Source organism: Streptomyces sp. N50 (genome assembly GCF_033335955.1).
Taxonomy (GTDB): domain Bacteria; phylum Actinomycetota; class Actinomycetes; order Streptomycetales; family Streptomycetaceae; genus Streptomyces.
The window spans coordinates 9,898,141-9,916,872 of the sequence record NZ_CP137549.1; the positions used below are offsets into that span (position 1 = coordinate 9,898,141).

Annotated in this window: 17 protein-coding genes and 1 pseudogene; 6 read left to right on the forward strand and 12 right to left on the reverse strand. The window is 68.5% G+C overall.

Going from position 1 to position 18,732, the window contains the following annotated elements:
* Window positions 1-39 precede the first annotated feature (39 nt).
* The 5 genes from R2B38_RS43955 to R2B38_RS43975 all read right to left on the reverse strand — a co-directional run bounded on the left by R2B38_RS43955 (window position 40) and on the right by R2B38_RS43975 (window position 4,482).
* A complete protein-coding gene (locus R2B38_RS43955) occupies window positions 40-1,182 on the reverse strand; it encodes an acetyl-CoA C-acyltransferase (protein WP_318021416.1) in 1,143 nt (380 codons plus the stop codon).
* A gap of 24 nt (window positions 1,183-1,206) precedes the next feature.
* Window positions 1,207-2,850 carry a class I adenylate-forming enzyme family protein gene (locus R2B38_RS43960; RefSeq protein WP_318021417.1) on the reverse strand — a complete coding sequence of 548 codons (1,644 nt, stop codon included), beginning with the start codon at window positions 2,848-2,850 and terminating at the stop codon, window positions 1,207-1,209.
* Window positions 2,847-3,716: a fumarylacetoacetate hydrolase family protein gene (locus R2B38_RS43965; RefSeq protein ID WP_318021418.1), complete on the reverse strand. Its 870-nt coding sequence runs from the start codon at window positions 3,714-3,716 to the stop codon at window positions 2,847-2,849. The genes R2B38_RS43960 and R2B38_RS43965 overlap by 4 nt, the downstream gene beginning before the upstream one ends.
* Window positions 3,713-3,853, reverse strand: a complete 141-nt coding sequence (locus tag R2B38_RS43970; protein ID WP_318021419.1) for a hypothetical protein — start codon at window positions 3,851-3,853, stop codon at window positions 3,713-3,715. The genes R2B38_RS43965 and R2B38_RS43970 overlap by 4 nt, the downstream gene beginning before the upstream one ends.
* A gap of 86 nt (window positions 3,854-3,939) precedes the next feature.
* A complete protein-coding gene (locus R2B38_RS43975) occupies window positions 3,940-4,482 on the reverse strand; it encodes a flavin reductase family protein (RefSeq protein ID WP_318021420.1) in 543 nt (180 codons plus the stop codon).
* Window positions 4,483-4,749: 267 nt separating this feature from the next.
* On the opposite strand from R2B38_RS43975, the gene R2B38_RS43980 reads away from it, so the two are divergent.
* From R2B38_RS43980 to R2B38_RS44005, 6 genes are all read left to right on the forward strand, one after another.
* Window positions 4,750-5,352 (forward strand): cysteine hydrolase, encoded by a 603-nt coding sequence (locus R2B38_RS43980; RefSeq protein WP_318021421.1) that lies wholly within the window; start codon window positions 4,750-4,752, stop codon window positions 5,350-5,352.
* A 45-nt stretch (window positions 5,353-5,397) separates the two neighbouring features.
* Window positions 5,398-6,258, forward strand: a complete 861-nt coding sequence (locus tag R2B38_RS43985) for a cupin domain-containing protein (RefSeq protein ID WP_318021422.1) — start codon at window positions 5,398-5,400, stop codon at window positions 6,256-6,258.
* Window positions 6,255-7,484: a DUF3500 domain-containing protein gene (locus tag R2B38_RS43990; RefSeq protein WP_318021423.1), complete on the forward strand. Its 1,230-nt coding sequence runs from the start codon at window positions 6,255-6,257 to the stop codon at window positions 7,482-7,484. Before R2B38_RS43985 ends, R2B38_RS43990 begins: the two co-directional genes overlap by 4 nt.
* 33 nt (window positions 7,485-7,517) lie before the next feature.
* Window positions 7,518-8,576 (forward strand): LLM class flavin-dependent oxidoreductase, encoded by a 1,059-nt coding sequence (locus R2B38_RS43995; protein ID WP_318021424.1) that lies wholly within the window; start codon window positions 7,518-7,520, stop codon window positions 8,574-8,576.
* 23 nt (window positions 8,577-8,599) lie between these two features.
* On the forward strand, window positions 8,600-9,487 hold the full coding sequence (locus R2B38_RS44000; RefSeq protein WP_318021425.1) for an NADP-dependent oxidoreductase: 888 nt from the start codon (window positions 8,600-8,602) through the stop codon (window positions 9,485-9,487).
* A gap of 97 nt (window positions 9,488-9,584) precedes the next feature.
* Complete coding sequence (locus R2B38_RS44005) at window positions 9,585-10,778, forward strand: hypothetical protein (protein ID WP_318021426.1); 1,194 nt, start codon at window positions 9,585-9,587, stop codon at window positions 10,776-10,778.
* Window positions 10,779-10,929: 151 nt separating this feature from the next.
* Here R2B38_RS44005 and R2B38_RS44010 read toward each other — a convergent pair whose 3' ends face one another.
* From R2B38_RS44010 to R2B38_RS44045, 7 genes and pseudogenes are all read right to left on the reverse strand, one after another.
* On the reverse strand, window positions 10,930-11,682 hold the full coding sequence (locus R2B38_RS44010) for an alpha/beta hydrolase (protein WP_318021428.1): 753 nt from the start codon (window positions 11,680-11,682) through the stop codon (window positions 10,930-10,932).
* A gap of 189 nt (window positions 11,683-11,871) precedes the next feature.
* Entirely contained in the window at window positions 11,872-13,209 is a 1,338-nt protein-coding gene (gene hmgA, locus R2B38_RS44015; protein ID WP_318021429.1) for a homogentisate 1,2-dioxygenase, read from the reverse strand.
* Window positions 13,210-13,246: 37 nt separating this feature from the next.
* Window positions 13,247-14,433, reverse strand: a pseudogene (locus tag R2B38_RS44025) (thiolase domain-containing protein).
* Window positions 14,433-15,086, reverse strand: a complete 654-nt coding sequence (locus R2B38_RS44030; protein ID WP_318021432.1) for a CoA transferase subunit B — start codon at window positions 15,084-15,086, stop codon at window positions 14,433-14,435. Before R2B38_RS44030 ends, R2B38_RS44025 begins: the two are co-directional and overlap by 1 nt.
* Window positions 15,087-15,117: 31 nt before the next feature.
* Window positions 15,118-15,849 (reverse strand): CoA transferase subunit A, encoded by a 732-nt coding sequence (locus R2B38_RS44035; protein ID WP_318021433.1) that lies wholly within the window; start codon window positions 15,847-15,849, stop codon window positions 15,118-15,120.
* A 93-nt stretch (window positions 15,850-15,942) separates the two neighbouring features.
* Window positions 15,943-17,487 (reverse strand): bifunctional 3-(3-hydroxy-phenyl)propionate/3-hydroxycinnamic acid hydroxylase, encoded by a 1,545-nt coding sequence (locus R2B38_RS44040; protein WP_318021434.1) that lies wholly within the window; start codon window positions 17,485-17,487, stop codon window positions 15,943-15,945.
* Between the two features lie 73 nt (window positions 17,488-17,560).
* A complete protein-coding gene (locus tag R2B38_RS44045; RefSeq protein WP_318021435.1) occupies window positions 17,561-18,571 on the reverse strand; it encodes a fumarylacetoacetate hydrolase family protein in 1,011 nt (336 codons plus the stop codon).
* Window positions 18,572-18,732: the final 161 nt, after the last annotated feature.

The following is an 18,732-nucleotide window of genomic DNA, read 5'->3' on the forward strand; positions in this document are numbered from 1 at the left end:
TTGTCTCCTGAGGGAAGGGGGCTTCAGCGGTTGGGGCGGTCAGAGGAGTTCGAGAAGGGTCGCGTTGGCCTGGCCCCCGCCCTCGCACATCGTCTGGAGGCCGTAGCGGATGTTCTCGGCGCGCATGTGGTGGAGCATGGTGGTCATCAGCCGGGCCCCCGATCCGCCCAGGGGATGGCCGAGTGCGATGGCGCCGCCGCGAGGGTTCACACGGGCCATGTCCACGTCGAACTCCGCCGCCCATGCGAGCACCACCGACGCGAAGGCCTCGTTGACCTCGAAGACGCCGATCTCGTCGAGGGCGACTCCCGACTTGGCCAGCACCTTGCGTGTCGCCGGTATCGGGCCGGTCAGCATCGGCATCGGCGCGGAACCGGTGACGACCGCCGTGTGGATGCGGGCGAGCGGCGTCAGGCCCAGAGCGGCCGCCGCCTCGCTCGTCGTCATCAGCAAAGCGGATGCTCCGTCCGAGATCTGCGAGGAGTTGGCGGCGGTGACGCGGCCGTCTTCGCGGAAGGCCGGGCGGAGCGTGCTCAGTTTGTCGAGGGTCCCGCCGCGTCGTATGCCCTCGTCCTTCGTGACCAACTTGTCGGCCGCCACCACGGGTTCGATCTCCGTGGTGAACAGTCCGGCATCCGTGGCGGTGGCCGCGCGCTCGTGCGAGGTCAGCGCGAACTCGTCGAGTTGGGTCCGGGACAGCCCCCACGCTTCGGCGATCATCTCGGCGCCGATGCCCTGGTTCGGGAACTCCGGGCCGTACCGCTTGGCATAGCGCTCGCCCAGCGGATTGCCGGTCGCCGCCGCGGACCCCATGGGAATCCGGGACATGTTCTCCACACCACCGACGACGACCACGTCGTAGTAGCCGGATATGAGTCCCGCGGCTCCGAAGTGCACGGCTTGCTGCGAGGAGCCGCACTGACGGTCGACCGTGGTCCCCGGTACGGACTCGGGCCAGCCCGCCGACAGAACCGCGGTGCGGGCGATGTCGAAGGTCTGCTCCCCGACCTGGCTGACACATCCCCACACGACGTCGTCGACGAGCGCCGGGTGGACTCCCGTGCGTTCGACGAGAGCTTCGAGGACGTGGGCGGACAGGTCGGCCGGGTGGACGGACGACAGCGCACCGCCGCGCTTCCCCACCGGGGTGCGCACGGCGGCGACGATGACGGCGTCGTTCATGGTCTGCTCATTCCTTCTCGGTCCTCACCGCAGCTCGCGCCGCAGGATCTTGCCGGCCGGGCTCCTGGGCAGTTCGTCGACGATCTCGACGACACGGGGGTATTTGTAGGCCGCCATACGATCCCTGCAGAACACGATGAGGGCGTCCGGACTGGTCGTCCGCCCGGGCTGCAGGGACACGAACGCCTTGACCGTCTGGCCGCGGTATTCGTCCGGGACGCCGATCACCGCGGCCTCACGGACGGCGCGGTGGCCGAGGAGGACGTCCTCCACCTCCCGGGGCCACACCTTGTAGCCGGAAGCGATGATCATGTCGCTCTTCCGGCCGACCAGGTAGAACCAGCCGTCTTCGTCCATCAGGCCCATGTCACCGGTGTGGAGCTCGCCGTCGACGAGCTTGTCCGCCGTCTCCTCCGGCTTGTTCCAGTAGCCGGGGGTGACCTGCGGACCGGAGACGACGAGTTCGCCGGTCTCTCCCGGCAGCACATCCGTGCCGTCGTCGTCGATGACGCGCACGGACGTGTTGAAGACGGGCACGCCGATCGACAGAGCGCCCGTGCCGGGATCGACGGGCGCCGCCACCCCCAGCGGCACGGCGTGCGTCGGCGAGGTGGTCTCGGTCATCCCGTAGCAGTTTTGGATGTCCATCCCGGTGCGGGCCAGGATCTTGTCGCGCAGCTGGGGTGCGATCGGTGCGCCGCCGGAGTAGACCGCCCGAAGCGAGGCGAAGTCGTCCTTGGTCGCCCCGGGCAGTCCGGAGAGATGGTTGAAGGCGGTGATGGCGCCGACGGTGAACGTCGGCCGGTGCTCGCGGATCGCGTCCAGGACGACCGTGCCATCGAAGCGGTGAGCGAGCACGAGTTCCGAGCCGACCACCAACGAGACGCAGACGTGCCCGACGAGCCCCGTGATGTGAAACAGCGGAGCGATACCGAGGACGACGTCGTCCTGGCTCAGCTTCATCCACTCGCGGTAGGTGTGGGTGTTGAAGGCCAGGTTGCCGTGCGTGTTGATCGCCGCCTTCGGCACGCCGGTAGTGCCGGAGGTGTAGGTCAGGACCGCCGGTTTCTCAGCGTCCACGCCGACCGGTTCCGGCTTGCGGTCGTCGTGTCGGGCGCACACGTCCGTCAGCCGGAGGGCCCCGGGGATCGCGGGTGTTCGCGCCACCGGGATGACTCGTTGGTCATCGCGCTTCTGGTCGTCGCGCGCGGATGCCACGAAGACCTGCCGCACCTCGGTCTGCCCGCCGTCGAGCACCTCACGCGCGACCGATACGTACAGATCGTCAAGGCTCAGCAGGGCCGTCGCGCCCGAGTCCCTGAGCAGGTGGGACAGTTCACGCGCCTTGCTCATGGGGTTGACGAGAACCGCGACGCCCCCGGCTTTCCAGGCCGCGAGGAGGCCCACCACGAACGCCGGGTTGTTCTGGGTGTAGAGCGCGAGCCGGTCGCCGGCGGCGAAGCCGCCCTCCGTCAGGGCGATCGCCAGGGCGTCCGAGCGCTGGTCGAGGTCTCGGAAGGACACGGCGCCGTCGAAGTAGGCGATCGCGGTTCTGTCGGGGAACCTGGAGACGGTGCTCGCGAACAGTTCGAGCATCGACTCGGACTCGGGGACGATCTCCCTCGGTAGATCACCGGGGTACGTGGCCAGCCAGGGACGGCGGTTCACCGTGAGTCCTCGGACGCCGCCACGACTTCGTTCCGGAGGACCCCGACGCCCGACACCTCGATCTCGGTCACGTCGCCGGGGGCGAGGAAACGCGGCGGCTTCGCGGCCAGTCCGATACCGCCCGGCGTTCCGGTGGCGATCACGTCGCCGGGAGCCAGGGAGGTGAACCCGGTGACGTACCCCAGAATCGCCGTGAAGTCGAAGACGAGCTGGTCCAGCGTGGCGTCCTGCCGCAGCTCGCCGTTGACCCGGGTGGTGAGCCGTACCGATCCGAGGTCGTCGAACTCGTCCAGCGTGACCAGGTGGGGACCGAAGGAACCGACCCCGCGGAAGTTCTTGCCGGGCAGCCACTGGCTGTTGTGCAACTGCCAGTCCCGTGCGCTCAGGTCGTTGTAGGCCGACAGTCCCGCGATCGCCGCCCGGGCGTCGGCGTCCGTCTCGATCACCGACACATGACGGCCGATGACGATCGCGACCTCTCCCTCGTAGTCCAACTGCCTTGTGTTCGGCGGATGGACGACGGGCTGTTCGTGTCCGACCTGCGTATCGGCGAACCGGCTGAAGAAGGTGGGGTGTTCGGGCTTGTCGACGTGCCCCGTCTCTTCGCGGTGGTCGACGTAATTGACGCCCACACAAAGGATCTTCGCCGGGTCCGGGACCGGCGGGAGGTACTCGATCTCGGCCAGCGAGTGGGTGGCCGCGCGGCCCGCGCTGAGCCGCTCCAGTCGCCCCGTGAGATCGCGTTCCAGGAGCTCTCGGATCGAGGTGGCCTCTCCGCCGAGTGTCTCGGCGCCGTCGATGACGCCGTCATCCGCGAGGACGCCGAACGACACCTTGTCGCCGATGCGGTAGGTGAGCAGCTTCATTGGTGCTTCTCCTCCTGGATGCCGGCGCGTATCGGCGCCGTGTCGAGGCCGACGACTTCTGCGGGGGACCGCCCGAAGTCGTCGGGGTCCTCCGTCGGGACCGGCCGGTCGGGGCCATCGGTGATACGGACGAACATCTGCGGTCTTCCTTGCGGTGTGTGGGCCGCCACGCGCTGTCGGCCGCGACCTGTGTCCCGCGAACATCCGGCGAGGTCTACGGCGTTCAGGCCGCGGTGGGCCCGACGGCGCCCGTGTAGCGGCGACGGTGGAACACCAGCGGTGTCTCTTCCGGCGCGGCGTCGAGATCGGCGACCTCACCGATGACGATGAAGTGGTCCCCGGCCTCGTGCTGGGTCGTGATCCGGCAGTCGATCCACGCGGCCACGCCCTCCAGCACGGGCGATCCGGTCACCGGCGCCGGACGCCAGGACAGGCCGGCGAACTTGTCGGCGCCACTCGTGGCGAACGCCTGGGAGACGTGCTGCTGGTTCACGGTCAGCACATTCGCGCAGAAGGCGCCGGCCTGTCGTATGCGGGGGAAGCTGCTCGACGTCGCCGCGGGGAGAAACCCGACCAGTGGTGGGTTCATCGACACCGAGAGGAAGGTGCCGACGGCCAGCCCGACCGGCTCGCCGCCGTCCAGGGCGGTCACCACGACAACGCTGGTGGGCACCGCGGAGAGGACGTCGCGGAAGCGTGCGGCTTCCAGGGTCGCCCCACTCTCGGCAGAGCCGCTCGGTGAGGCCGGTAGAGATGTCCATGCCATTGCTGCAGTCCTTTTCCGGTCAGGCGGGGACCACGTCGTCGCGCGACAACTTCCTGGGATCGGCTCTCGCCGCCGGACCAGCGGTGCCGCGGCCATGCGCGAACCGTCCGGCGACGCCCTTGGGAAGCCAATGTGAACGTAACACAGACATGTCTGTCTTGAAAACAAACATTTCTATTGACAGTTGTGAGCTGTCGTGTTGCGATCAGAAACATGGTTGCTCAGCGGTCAACCGGACGCCCGCGGGCCTGCCAGTCGGAGGACACCATGACCGATTTCGATCCAGCCCGTACCGCCGTCATCAACATCCACTGGCAGTACGACATCGTGACACCCGAGGGTGCTTTCGGACCGTTCTTCGCCGAGGGAGTACAGCGGCACGGCGTCATCGCCAAGAACCAGCGGCTCACCCGGGCGGCCCGAGCCGCGGGAGCCTCCGTGATCCACATCCGGACGGCCTTCCGGCCCGGCTACAGCGATCTGATCATCAACTGTCCTCTGATGGCCCTGGTGGAGGAGCGCAAGGCCCTCGTCGACGGAACGCGCGGCGCTGATCTCATCGAGGAACTCACCCCCGAGCCCGGCGAGTTGACGATCACCCACACCCGTCTCACCGGCTTTCACGGCACCGACCTCAACGGGATCCTGCGCGGCAAGGGCATCGACACCGTCGTCCTCTCCGGGGTCGCCACCGACCACGCCGTCCAGGGCACCGCCCGCGAGGCGGTCAACCACGGCTACCGCACCCTCATCGTCTCCGACGCGTGCTCGGCGGCCAACGACGAGACGCACCAGGCCGCCCTGGACACCTTCACGCTGCTGGGCGAGATCGTCACCACCCAGGATGTCGAGGCCGCCTTCTCCCGCTGAGCCGCGCACACCACGAGACCCGCACCAGGACGCAGGAGTAGGCCGATGCCGACCGTCACACCGCCCGCCCGCATGCAGTACATCCGCCCCTTCGACCCGGACCAGGCCATCGACACGGGGTTCCCCGGCTACCGCGCGCAGTTCCTCTCCCACCTGGAGAGCGCGATCCTGATCAACAGCCATATCGAGGAAGGCGGTTGCGGCCCCGGCCTGCACTACCACCACGTCGACCAGCTGTACTACCTGGTCGAGGGAACCATGAACGTCCAACTGGGGCACGAGGTCCAGCACATCGATGCCGGCACCCTCGTCTTCATCCCGGCGGGGCTGGCACACCGCAACTGGAACGACGGGCCGGGCGCCGAGACCCACTTCGAGATGCTGATCCCCGCTCCCGGGCCGATGGCCCAGCTGGCGTACATGGTGGACTCTCCCGACGACGTACCGGCCTCCCACCGCACCGACAACCCCGGATACACCCGGCGCGTCGATCCCGACGCCCTGGACGAAGCGATGCCGGGTCTCAGGATGCTGGCGCTGGCCAGTCCGGCGACCGGCGCTCGGCACACGGTCGTCAACTACATGGAAGTCGCTCCCGGCGGGGCCGGCCCGGGCACCCACATCCATGCCTTCGACCAGTACTACCTGGTGCTGGAGGGGGAACTGACCGTCGAGATCGCGCTGGAGAAGCATGTCGTCGGCCCCCGCACGCTGGTGGTACTGCCGGCCGGTGTGCCGCACCGGCAGTACAACGCGGGCACGGTGACGGAGAAGCATCTGGCGGTTCTCTCGCCCGCGCCGGAACCGGTGAAGCCCTGGGACAGCGGTGTCGACTTCAGCGCAAACGGCCACGACGCCACCGGCCCGCAGTCCGTCTTCGAGCAGGTCGGAGCGGGGCGGTCATGACCTCTCTGCACGGTGGGTACCGGCCGCGCCCGGAGCGCCTGGCGCTGAAGCGGGGCGCGGTGGACTTCTCCGACGACGACGGTGTGGCGGCGATCATGAAGCTCGTCGCGGGCGCGGAGCTGCCGCCGGTGGGGGAGACCGCCGGCGATCCCTTCGTGGGGATCACGACCGACGGGCAGCCCCTGACCGACCTCTTCACCCTGGCCGACGAGGGCGCACCGACAGAGCGGGCGGTGCACAACGCACGGGGTTATCTGGACCAGCTCACGGCGGAGCAACAGGCGCTCGGCGTGCTGCCGGTCGACGCCACCGAATGGCGGGTGTGGTCCAACGCCTTTCTTACGTTCCCCGAACACGGCCTGCTGCTGCAGGAGCTGCCCGGGCCCGTGCAGGATGCGGCGCTGTCGGTGATCGAAGCCACCGTGAGCCCCGAGGGCTACGCGCTGATGCGCGAGGCGATGCGTCTCAACGCCGACCTGGGCAAGCTGGTCGGCAAGTACCCGGACACACTCACCGAGTACTGCTACCGGTTCACCCTGTTCGGCGAGCCCTCGCTCCAGCAGCCGTGGGGCTGGCAGCTGGCGGGTCACCACATCGATCTCCACGCGGTCTTCATCGGCGGCCAGTTGGTGCTCACACCGACCTTCCTGGGCGTGGAGTTCGGCGGTGAGGCCGTGTTCTCCGACCATCGCGAGCGCGCCCGGGAGTTCATGGAGTCCCTGAGCGCGGCGCAGCGCGACCGGGCCCTGCTGTACGGCTCGATGCTGTCCGCGGACCTTCCGCCCGAGCTGTCAGGCATCGTCGACGGCCGCCACCGCGCGGCAGCGGGCCGGGACAACCGGGTGCTCCCCTACGTCGGTCTGGCGGGCGACCTGCTGACGCCGGGCCAGCGAGAGCTGCTGCTGTCGCTCACCGACCCCTACCTGGAGAACCTGCCACCGGAGCCTCGTGCGCACCGCCGCGACCAGATCGAGCGCTTCCTCGGCGACACCCACCTGGGGTGGATCGGGACGTGGGACCCCCACGCGCCCTTCTACTACCGGGTGCACAGTCCGGTCGTGCTGATCGAGTACGACAACCACGCCGGCATCTTCCTAGACAACGACGAACCCGAGCCGTACCACGTGCACACCATCGTGCGCACCCCCAACGGCGGTGACTACGGCAAGGACCTGCTGCGGCAGCACTACGCGCACCAGCACCAGCACCAGCACCCGCACACGTGACGTTGGACAACTCGTATCGGATGGGAGACCGCCATGGACGTCGGTTTCATGCCCGGCATTCGTCGGCACCCCGAGGAGCTGCGCAGCCTGCAGCAGATCTACCAGGAGCACATCGACGACGCGGTATACGCCGAGCAGCTCGGATTCACCCACGTCTGGTTCGGTGAACATCACTTCTCGTCGGATCAGGCGGCCCCCAGCCCGTTCCCGGTGCTGACCGCGATCGCAGGCCGCACGAGCCGGATCCGCATCGGCACCTACCTGACCGTGCTGCCCTTCCAGCATCCGCTCCTGGTGGCCGAGGAGGCCGCCACGCTCGACATCCTCTCCGGGGGCCGATTCGAACTCACCGTGGGCGCCGGGTCGTTCAACGAGGAGTTCCGCACCTTCAACGTCGACGCCGCCGAACGTCAAGGCCGCCTCTACGAAGGGCTGGACATCATCCTCAAGTGTTTCACCGAGGAAGAGTTCAGCCATCAGGGCAAGTACTTCACCTTCCCCGACGTGCGGATGACCACCAAACCGTTGCAGGAGAAGCTGCCGGTCTGGGTCGCCGCCAGCGGTCCTGTCGGAGTGAAGCGTGTCGCGCGCCGAGGACTGAACGTCGCCGGTGCCTCCGCGTTCGGTCCGCAGATCGTGGAACTGTTCGACAGCGAGCTGCGCGCCCACGGGCACAACCCCGCCGACCACGGGTCAGGGCTCCTGGCCATGGTGCACATCGCCGAGGACGAGGACCAGGCTTGGGCCGAGGCCGCCCGCGGGGTCCATCACTGGCTCAGCTGGCTCGCCGGTCACGAATTTGTGGGGATGGGAGTCACCAGTGGAAAACCGGACGTGCCCGAACCCGCGAAGCTGCGTGACTGGGCCGCCAACCCACTGATCCCGTACCACGTCGGCACCCCCGACCAGGTCGCCGAATCGCTGCTCAAGAGTGTCAGGTCGGCTCGACACACGAACCTCGCCCTTTCCTTCCGCCAGGTGTTCATGGACACGGCCGCGGTCCACCACTCCATGGACCTGTTCGCCGAACACGTCATGCCCGAACTCCGGGCCTGGCAGCACCCCACGACCACCGCCGCTTCAGACAAGTGATCAATGAGTTCAGGAGACATGCCATGCGTGCTGCAGTAGTGAACAGCTTCGGCGGACCCGAGGTCGTGGAGGTCGTGGACACCGAGGTGCCCGAGCCGGGGGCGGGGGAGGTGCGGATCAAGGTGGCCGCGGCGGCGTTGAACCCGTGTGACATCGCGGCCCGTTCCGGGGTCTACGGGGGAGAGGGACAGCGGATAGGGCTCGGCTGGGACGTCGCCGGGACGATCGACGCGGTCGGCGAGCAGAGTGACTGGAAGGTCGGAGACAACGTCGTTGCGCTCCTCTTCGGCCTGGTCAAGCCGCTGGGCACCCATGCCGAATACGTCGTCGTACCCGCGGACGCCGTCGCCAAGGCGCCCACGACGGTGGACTGGGCGCACGCCGCGACCCTGCCGCTGAACACGCTGACCGCGCTCCAGGCCCTGGATCTCCTGGAGTTGACGGAGGGACAGTCGGTCCTGGTGACCGGCGCCGCGGGCGCGGTCGGCGCCTACGCCGTGCAACTCGCCGCCCGCCGCGGGCTCGTGGTGACAGGCCAGGCGCGGGAGGGCGACGAGGAGTTCGTACGGTCGCTGGGGGCGGCGCACGTCACGAGCGGGGAGCCGAAGAGCGTCGACGCGGTCCTGGACGCGGCGGTCCTCGGTGAGCAGGCCCTCGCATGGGTGCGCGACGGCGGCGCCTACGTCGGCCTCCTGCCGCCCTTGGTGCCGCCGGCGGAGCGTGGCGTGCGGACCCATGCCGTCGAGGTGAACGCCGACGGGGCAAGCCTGGCCGAACTGGTCCGGCTCGCGGACGAGGGAGCGCTGACCCTCCGAGTGGCCGGGACCTACGCCCTGGAGGACGCGGCCAAGGCGCACGCCCGGTTCGCGGAGGGCGGGGTGCGGGGGCGGTTGGTGCTGCTCCCTTCGTAACGCTCGCATCACAGAAAGGTTCGGCCGAGCCGAGCACAGGAGGACCGCTCCCGCGGCCCTCGCCCTGACAGCACCGTTCTCAAGGATCGAGGTTCCCATGACCACCACTACTGACCTGGCCGATGTGACAGGCACCGACTCCGCCGCCGGCCGCGACCGACTGCTCGCCACCCTGGACGCGATGGCCGACGACCTCCAGGCCGAAGGCCCGGCCTGCGACGACGCGGGCAAGCTCACGGAACGCACGGTGGAGTTGCTGCGAGACAGCGGCCTCGGCTGGATGTATGTCAGCAAGGACCTGGGCGGCCTGGCGTTGTCTCCCAGCGACTCGGCTCAGGTCCTCGAACGCTTCGCCTACATCGACGGGTCGATCAGCTGGACGGGAGGAATCTTCGCGGGCGTCGGCTACCTCACGGCCTTCTTCGACAAAGCCGTCGAGAAAACACTTCTGGCCGACGGGGTGCCGAACTTCTCCGCGACCGCCTACCCCGGCGGACGCGCCGTCCGGGTCGAGGGCGGCTACCGGCTCACCGCGTCCTACTCGTACTGCAGCGGGCTCCCGAACGCGGACTATGTGCTGTGCAACTCCCTGGTCTTCGACGGCGACCAGCCCGTCCCCGGCCCGCCGGTCATATTTCTCGTACCGGCCTCGGCGACCACCCTCCGGGGCAACTGGGACACGATCGGGCTCCGCGGCACCGGCTCCGTCGACTTCACCGTGACCGACTACTTCGTTCCGGATCACCACGCCGTCCCGATGTCTCCTCGCCTGGCCGCAGGCATGCTGGCAATGGTTCACCTCGGGCGCCAGACGTGGGCGTCCGGCACCACCCGTCGACTCCTCGACGAGCTCGCCGCCTTCGCGAACCGTGATCCCAAGCCCGGAGCGACCCGGCTCGCGGACAACCCGGTCTTCCGCACCGAGTACGCGGACTTCGAACTGGCCTACCGCTCCGCACGCGCACTCGGGGCCGAAGTGTTCGCCGAGGTCGACGCCTCGGTGGCGAGCGGGGAGCCCCTCAGCCGCCGGCAGACCAGTCTGCTCGCCGGAGCCAGCGTGCACATGCACGACGTCTGCCGGGACGTAGCCCTGTGGGCGTTCAACAAGGGCGGAGGCACCGCACTGCGCGCCGGAACGCTTCAGCGCGTCATCCGCGACGCCATCTCCGGTTGTCAGCACGCGGTGATCAGCCGCAGCCAGCTGGCGGACATCGGACATGAACTCGTCGGCGCGCCGCCGGAGTTGCAGTGGATGGGAACGGCACTTGTTGCCATGCCTCCTGGTCTGTGACCGCGAGGCACTAGTCGCGCGAAATGGGCGGTCAGCTCGGGATCCCGAACTGACCGCCCACTTTCATGGCGCTACGGCGTGACTCAAGGGGTGACGAGGGTGGCGTCCGGGGGAAGCTGGAAGTCCGGTCCGTGAGCGAGGAAGTCGGCCACTAGGGCGCCCAGATCCTCGGCGCGGTCGCCCTGCACGTCGTGCGCGGCATCGTGCAGGAGGACGAAGCTGCAGTCGGGATGAGGCGGGCGAAAGTGCGTCCGTTCCGGGGCGGGATCAAGCCGTCCTTCTCGCCGAACACCACCAGCGTGCGAACGGAAAGTTCAGGCAGACGTTCGGCGATCTGCTTCGAGTAGTCGGGGTTCGCTCCCTGGAGCCTGGAGATCAACGCGAACATCCGGGCCTGGGAGTCGGGGTGAGGCGGTACGAAGACCGGCTCCCGCTCGGGGTGGACGCGAACCTTGGCAAGGGCTTCCTCAGGTGTGCCGTTCCCCGGTGAGGGGTCGGCCCCTTCGTGGAACGTGCCCGGCGTGTCGAGGACGAGAGAGGCCACCCGTTCCGGGTGATCGAGGGCGACGTTGAGGGCGACGTCGCCGCCCAGCGTGCTTCCGAGCAGGTGGAAGCTCTTGAGTCCGAGGTCCTGGGTCGCCTGGTGGACGGTGTCGGCCAGTTCCGTGAGTGTCAGGTCGCGGCCGTCGTCGGGCTCGTCGCCCCAGCCGGGCAGTGCGAAGAGGATGACGTCGTACTGCTCGGCGAGGCGGTCGAGCATGGGGGTGAAGCGGATACCGACGGCGCTGTGGATCACGACGAGGGTGTCGCCGGAGCCGGCGCGGAAGTACCGGATGGGGTGACCGTCGGCTTGGGCGACGCCTTCGGCGAAGGCGGAACCGTACTTTGCGGATGCGGATGTCATGGGGCCAACTTTCTCTCACAGAGGCCTCATAGGCCCATTGAGACATGTTTAAATTACCTTACGTAAATATTTCAATTGCGATCTGAAGTGTCAAGTGTGACGCTGACTGTGCGTCCCGAGCTGGTCACTTCACGAACGCCTCCGGCCCGCCAAGGGACGCGGGCCGGAAACGGATGTCGTACGGCGGTGTCAGTCCTCGAAGTGACGCTGGAGGCCGTCCCAGACCGCGTCGTAGTCGTCCTGGAGCGTCGGCAGCGCGAGGGCGGCGGCGGTCGGGATGACGGGCAGTCGGGTCTCGAACAGGAACGTGAGACCGTTGTCGATCTTGCGAGGCTTGAGCTCCGCCGTGCTGGCGGTCTCGTAGGTCTCACGGTCGGGGCCGTGCGAGGCGAAGCAGTTGTGCAGGCTGGCCCCGCCGGGGAGGAAGCCCTCGGCCTTCGCGTCGTAGGTGCCGTGCACGAGCCCCACGAACTCGCTCATGACGTTGCGGTGGAACCACGGCGGACGGAAGGTGTTCTCGGCGACGAGCCAGCGGTCGGGGAAGATCGCGAAGTCGGCGTTCGCCGTCCCGGGGATTCCGCTGGGCGAGGTCAGCACGGTGTAGATCGACGGGTCCGGATGGTCGAAGGAGATCGTGCCGATCACCATGAAGTTGCTCAGGTCGTACTTGTAGGGCGCGAGGCTGCCGTGCCAGCCGACGACGTCGAGGGGGGAGTGGTCGTAGTGGGAGACCCACAGGTTGCCGAGGTACTTGTTGAAGACCCGCACCTCCTCGTCCCGGTCCTCGAAGGCCGCCGTCGGGTACAGGAAGTCCCGGTGGTTGGCCAGGCCGTTGGCGCCGATCGGGCCGAGTTCGGGCAGCCTGAAGATCTGGCCGTAGTTCTCCAGGGCGTATCCGCGGGCCACGCCGTCGGGCAGCTCCACCTTGAAGCGGAGGCCGCGGGGGACGACGAGGATCTCGCCGGGGGAGACCGCGAGGACGCCGAGTTCCGTGGCGACGCGCAGACCACCCTGCTGCGGGACGATCAGCATCTCGCCGTCGCTGTTGACGAAGTACTCGCGGTCCATCGACCTGGCCGCGGCGTACATGTGGATGGCGACGCCCAACTGCGCGCGCACATCGCCGTTGCCGCCGATGGTGAACAGCGACTCGACGAACGTCTTCGGCTCGGCGGGGAATTCGTAGGGGTCCCACCGCAGGCGGTTGGGGGAGGGAGCGGCGTTCGCGATCGGGCTCGCGGCCAGGCCGCCGGCATCGACCTGCCGGAACGGGGAGTGCTTCGCGGACGGTCGGATGCGGTAGACCCACGTGCGCAGGTTGTCCTGGCGCGGCGCGGTGAACGAGGTGCCGCTCAGCTGCTCGGAGTAGAGCCCCAGCGGTGCCTTCTGCGGGCTGTTGCGGCCCTGCGGAAGGGCCCCCGGGACGGCTTCGGTGACGTGCTGGTTGCCGAAACCCGAGAGATACGCGAGGTCGCGCGCGGAAGCCGGTCCGGTGATGTCGGTGAGTGACCTGTCAACTGTGGTCATGAGTAACTCCGTTGGGTGTTGGGGACCTGGGACGGGCTCAGGTCGCCTCCAGGACGCTGACGTAGTTGGCCACCGCGAGCCCGCCCATGTTGTGCACGGCGGCGCGACGGGCTCCCGGCAGTTGCATGTCACCTGCGGTGCCGGACAGTTGCATCGCGGCCATCACGTGCTGGGAGACCCCGGTGGCGCCGACCGGGTGGCCCTTGCTCTTCAACCCGCCCGAGAGGTTCACCGGCAGACTGCCGCCCGGAAGACGGTGCCCTCGTCGAGCGCGACGCGCCCCTTGCCGCGGGGTGCGATTCCGAGCACCTCGTACATCACCAGCTCGGCGATGGTGAAGCAGTCGTGCAACTCGATCAGGTCGAGGTCGCCGAGCTCCACGCCGGCCATGCCTTTCGCGCGGTTCCAGGCGGCGGCGCTGCCGGCGAACTCGACCGGGTCGCGTTTGCCGGCGGGCAGGAAGTCGTTCGCCTGGCCGAAGCCGATCAGCCGGACCGGGCTCTGGGCCGCACTGCCACTCGGCCGGGTCGTGAGGACGAGGGCCGCCGCGCCGTCGGAGACCGGCGAGCAGTCGGTGCGCCGCAACGGACCGGCGACGACGGGGTTCTTGGGTGACGTCGTGGCGCAGAACTCGGGGGTGAGCTCCTTGTGGAGGTGGGCCCACGGATTGGCCAGGCCGTTGCGGTGGTTCTTCGCGGCGATCTGCCCGAGAACGTCGCCCAGGTCGCCGTACCGCTGCTGATAGGCCTCGGCGACCTTGGCGAACAGACCGGCGAAACCGGTGCGGGATTCCTGGCCGGCGAGTTCGTAGTCGGCCCCGAGCAAGGCGGCGCCGACCTGCTCCGCCGGGGCGTGGGACATCTTCTCGGCGCCGATCACCAGGACCGTCCGGGCGGTGCCCGCGAGGAGGGACTTGACACCGCCGTGGACGGCCGCCGAGCCGGAGGCGCAGGCGTTCTCGACCCGGGTGGCGGGTACGCCGAACAGGTCGTCGGAGATCTGGAGGGCCAGGGACGAGGCGAAGGCCAGCGGCCACAGGCCCGAGTTGAACTGGCCGAGCCAGATCTCGTCGACGTCCCCGGCGTCGATCCCCGCGGCGGCGATCGCGTCGCGGGCGGCTGCGATGACGAGGTCTTCGAGAGACTGGTCGCGCAGTGAGCCGAAGCGCGTGTGCCCCCAGCCGGAGATGACGAGGTCGGTTCCGAAGGTCTGGGCGAGAGTCATCAGGCAGCCGCCTCGTACGCGGAGCCGACGGTGAACTCGGCCTCGGTGACGGCACGGAGCTCGTCGACCGTCACCCCGGGGGCGGTACGCGCCAGCACGAGGTTTCCCTCGACGACGTCGAAGACGGCGAGGTCGGTGATGACACGGTCCACGACGCCGACACCGGTCAGCGGGAGGGTGCACTCGCGGACGACCTTGGAGGATCCGTCCTTGGCGCGGTGGGTCGTCAGGGCGATCACACGGCGAGCCCCGGCGACCAGATCCATGGCCCCGCCCATGCCCTTGACGACGGATCCCGGGATGCTCCAGTTGGCGAGGTCTCCGGATCCCGACACCTGCATGGCTCCCAGGATCGTGAGGTCGACGTGCCCGCCGCGGATCATCGCGAAGGAGGCGGCCGAGTCGAAGACGCTGCCGCCGGGCAGCACGGTGACGGTCTGCTTGCCCGCGTTGATCAGGTCGGCGTCCTCGTCCCCCTCGTAGGGGAACGGGCCCATGCCCAGGAGGCCGTTCTCGCTCTGGAGGGTGACCTTCACGCCCTCGGGGAGGTGGTTGGCGACCAGGGTGGGGATGCCGATGCCGAGGTTGACGTAGGCACCGTCTTTCAGCTCCGAGGCGGCGATGGCGGCCATCTCGTCGCGGGACCATGTCATGACTGCTCCTCTTCTTCGCACGCGGCTCTTCTCATTGCGCGGCTTGCGCGCACGCGGGCGTCTCGGTGCGCTGTCGCGTGGTGCGTTGTTCGATGTGCTTGACCCGGCTCGACGTCCGTACGACGCGCTGGACGTAGATGCTCGGCGTGACGACGTGGTCCGGATGGATGGCGCCCTCGTCGACGACCTCGTCGACCTCGGCCACGGTGACCCGGCCGGCTGTCGCGACGACCGGGTTGAAGTTGCGGGCGGTGAAGCGGTAGACGAGGTTGCCGGTGGTGTCCGCGCGGTGGGCGCGCACCAGGGCGAGGTCGGCGACCAGACCCCGTTCGAGCACGTACTCGACGCCGTCGAAGACCTCGGTCTTCTTGCCCGCCGCGACCTCGGTGCCGACCCCTGTGCGGGTGTAGAAGGCGGGGATTCCGGCGCCGCCCGCTCGGAGCCGTTCGGCCAGGGTGCCCTGGGGGTTGAACTCCACCTCCAGCACTCCGTCGAGGTACTGCTGCGCGAAGAGCTTGTTCTCACCCACGTAGGAGGCGATGACCTTGCGGACCTGACCGCCCTCGATGAGCACGCCGAGGCCGATCCCGTCCACCCCCATGTTGTTGGAGATGACGGTGAGATCCCGGACGCCCGACGCGCGGACCGCCGCGATCAGGTCCTCCGGGATGCCGCTCAGGCCGAACCCGCCTACGGCCAGGGTCATCCCGTCGGACAGCAGATCGTGCAGCGCCTCGGTGGCGGTGGGGTTGATGACAGCCATGTCGGTTCCTTTCACGATGTGCGGCTCCGCCGCGTGGGGGCGGCCGTCCCCCACCGGCCCCGCAGGTTTGTCACCGTTCTTCCAGCGGAGTGCTCAGCGCCGTTCGACGACCGGCTCGGACGCGAGCGTCTCTCCTTGCAGGCACAGCTCCTCCACGAGTCCGAGGGCTGCGCCTTGAGAGGTGGCCGTGCCGTAGACGTAACGGTCCGGCCGGACGATCGCCCAGGAGATCCCAAGACGGGAGGCCCAGTCCACGAGGGTGCCGTCGAGGTCGACCACCTCCGAGTCCCTGGCACTGGCCTTACGGCCGTTCTCTCCGCCGGTCGATGTCCTGACGGTCACGTGTCGGGCACCGAGTGCTCGGCACGCGCTCTCGAAGAACCGCCCTGAGCCGTCGCCCTGGCCCGGGTCGGACTCGTCGTCGTTCTCGATGCTTACGACGGCGAACCAGTCACCCAGCACCTCGTCGAGGCGGACCCGGTCACCGCTCGCGTCCTTCACCCACGGCTGAGGGAACTGGGTGCCGGCCGCCACGTTCGGCGGCGGCGCGATCAGCCCTGCCGACAGCGGCGGGATGACCTGCTGCCGGGTGGGGTCCGGACGCAGTCGGCGTGCCTCACGGAGCCGGGTGTCCCGAGCCCTTGCGCGTTCCGGATCGAGTTCGCCGATGATCTCGCCGAACGACTTCGCGAGACCGACGACCTCAGCGACGTGCGGACGCATTTCGGCCTCGTAGGTGTCCAGGACGTGTTCGGGCCAGCCGCGCTTGGCGACGGCGTCGAGTTTCCAGGCGAGCCCGGCCGCGTCCCGGATTCCGGCGCACATGCCTTGCCCGAGAAACGGCGGCATCTGATGGGCCGCGTCGCCGGCGAGCAGGATTCGTCCGCGCCGCCAGTTGTCGACGACCAGGGCGTGGAACCGGTAGACGGCGACCCGCGCGATCTCGAGAGCGTCGACATCGACGAAATGGGACAGGACCTTTCTCAGCACGGCATCGTCTTTGAAGTCCTGGGGGTCCTCCGACGGAAGCACCTTGATCTCCCAGCGCCGGAGCGAGCCGGGGCCGATGATGAAGGTGCCAGGCCGGGAGGGTCGGCAGTACTGCGTGGCCCTGGAGGGAAGGTCGGTGTCGGCGACGAGCTCGGCGTCGACGATCACCCACCACTCGTCGAAGTCGAGATCGGTGATCGTGGGTTGGACGAGTGAGCGGGTCCGGCTCCTCGCGCCGTCGCAGCCGACCAGGAAGTCCGCCTCGACCTGTTCCGTCTCTCCGTCACGGTCCAGGACGACCACGACGGAGTCCGCGTTCTCGGCCGCGCCGACCAGGGAGGTCCCTGGTCGTTGTTCGACATACGGGTAGCGCTCCAGCTCCCGCCTCAACCGGGCTTCGAGCCGCGGCTGGTAGAAGAGGAAGTTGGCTTCCCAGCCCAGCGGGTGCGGAGGCGGAGCCGGGTAGAACGTCTTGATGAGCCCGCCGTCGACACCGAGGTAGTCCGATCCCGGATGAGGGACGCACTCCTGTGCGACCTCATCGGCGATGCCGATGGCCTGGAAGGTTCTCATCACCTCGTGGTCGGCGGTGATCGCCCGGGCAGCGGATAGACCTCGTGCGCGGGGTCCGCGATCAGGACCCTCCACCCTCTGCGCGCGAGGAGGTTGGCGAGAGTGACCCCGGTCGGGCCCATGCCCGCGATCACAGCGTCGTACCGTTTCATCGCGGCTCGCCCGCGGGCTCGCCCGTCTTGTTCAGCGCCGTGATGCGGTGCTCGAGCGGGCCGAAGACCGACTCTCCGTCGGCGAAGGCCTCCATTTCGAGCACGTCGCCATGAAGGAGCCAGGGGGTGCGTACGGCGCCGTAGGTCGCGCTCTCCCAGATGCGCACCTCGGCGAGACAACCGTGCCCGTTCTCGGCGTCCTCGTTGGAGACAGCGCCCGCGCCGAGGATGGTGCCGGCGGCGAGGTCGCGCGTTCGAGCGGCGTGGGCGATGAACTGCGGGTAGGTGAAGTACATGCCGGTGCCCGAGTCGGGTTCGCCGATGATCGATCCGTTGCGGCTGGTCCGCACCCGCAGGTGGAGGCGCTCGCCGTCCCACTTGCCGCCGAGCTCGTCGGGGGTCACCGCCGCGACGGCGAACCCACTGGTCGGCTTCGCCTGGAGGAACCCGAAGCCCTTGGGAAGCTCGCTCTGCGTCAGGGTCCGCAGCGTGTAGTCGTTGAGCAGGACGAACAGCTTGATGTGGGCCGCCGCCTCCTCGGCGGTGGTGCCCATCGGGACGTCGTCGAGCACGACCGCGAGCTCGGCCTCGTAGTCGAGGCCGAGATCCTCGTCGGGGATCACCATCTTGTCCCGCGCCTTGAGGAAACGGTCGGACAGGCCCTGGTACATCAGGGGCTCCGTCTCCCAGTTCGGCGGCATTTCCGCGCCTCGGGCGGCCCGCGCCTTGCGCATGTGGTCGAGGTAGCCGGAGCCGTCGAGGAACTGGTGGTTCCTGGGAAGCGGACTCGCCATCTCGAGATCGGCGACAAGCAGGGCGCCGGTGACGCCGTCCCCGTCGAGGGCCTCGCTCAGCTTCCGCAGCGGCTCCTCCACCTCGGTCCAGTTCTCGAGCGCGGCCTGGAGCGTCGACGCGATTCCGGTCGCCGGTACGGCACGGGTCAGGGTGCGATCGAGGACGACGAGAGTGCCGTCACGGCCTCCTTCAACCAAACTGCCCAGCTTCACTGTGTGGTCCTTCCCCAGTCGGTCGGGTATGGGCCCATTGAAGAGTCCGCTCGCACGCGCTGTCATGGCGGGTTTCCGTTTATCGGAATGGAAATTCTTTTACTTCTGCCGTGGTTACCGGGCTGATGCATGGACGGTCCTTGACTTCCGTTGTCCATCGG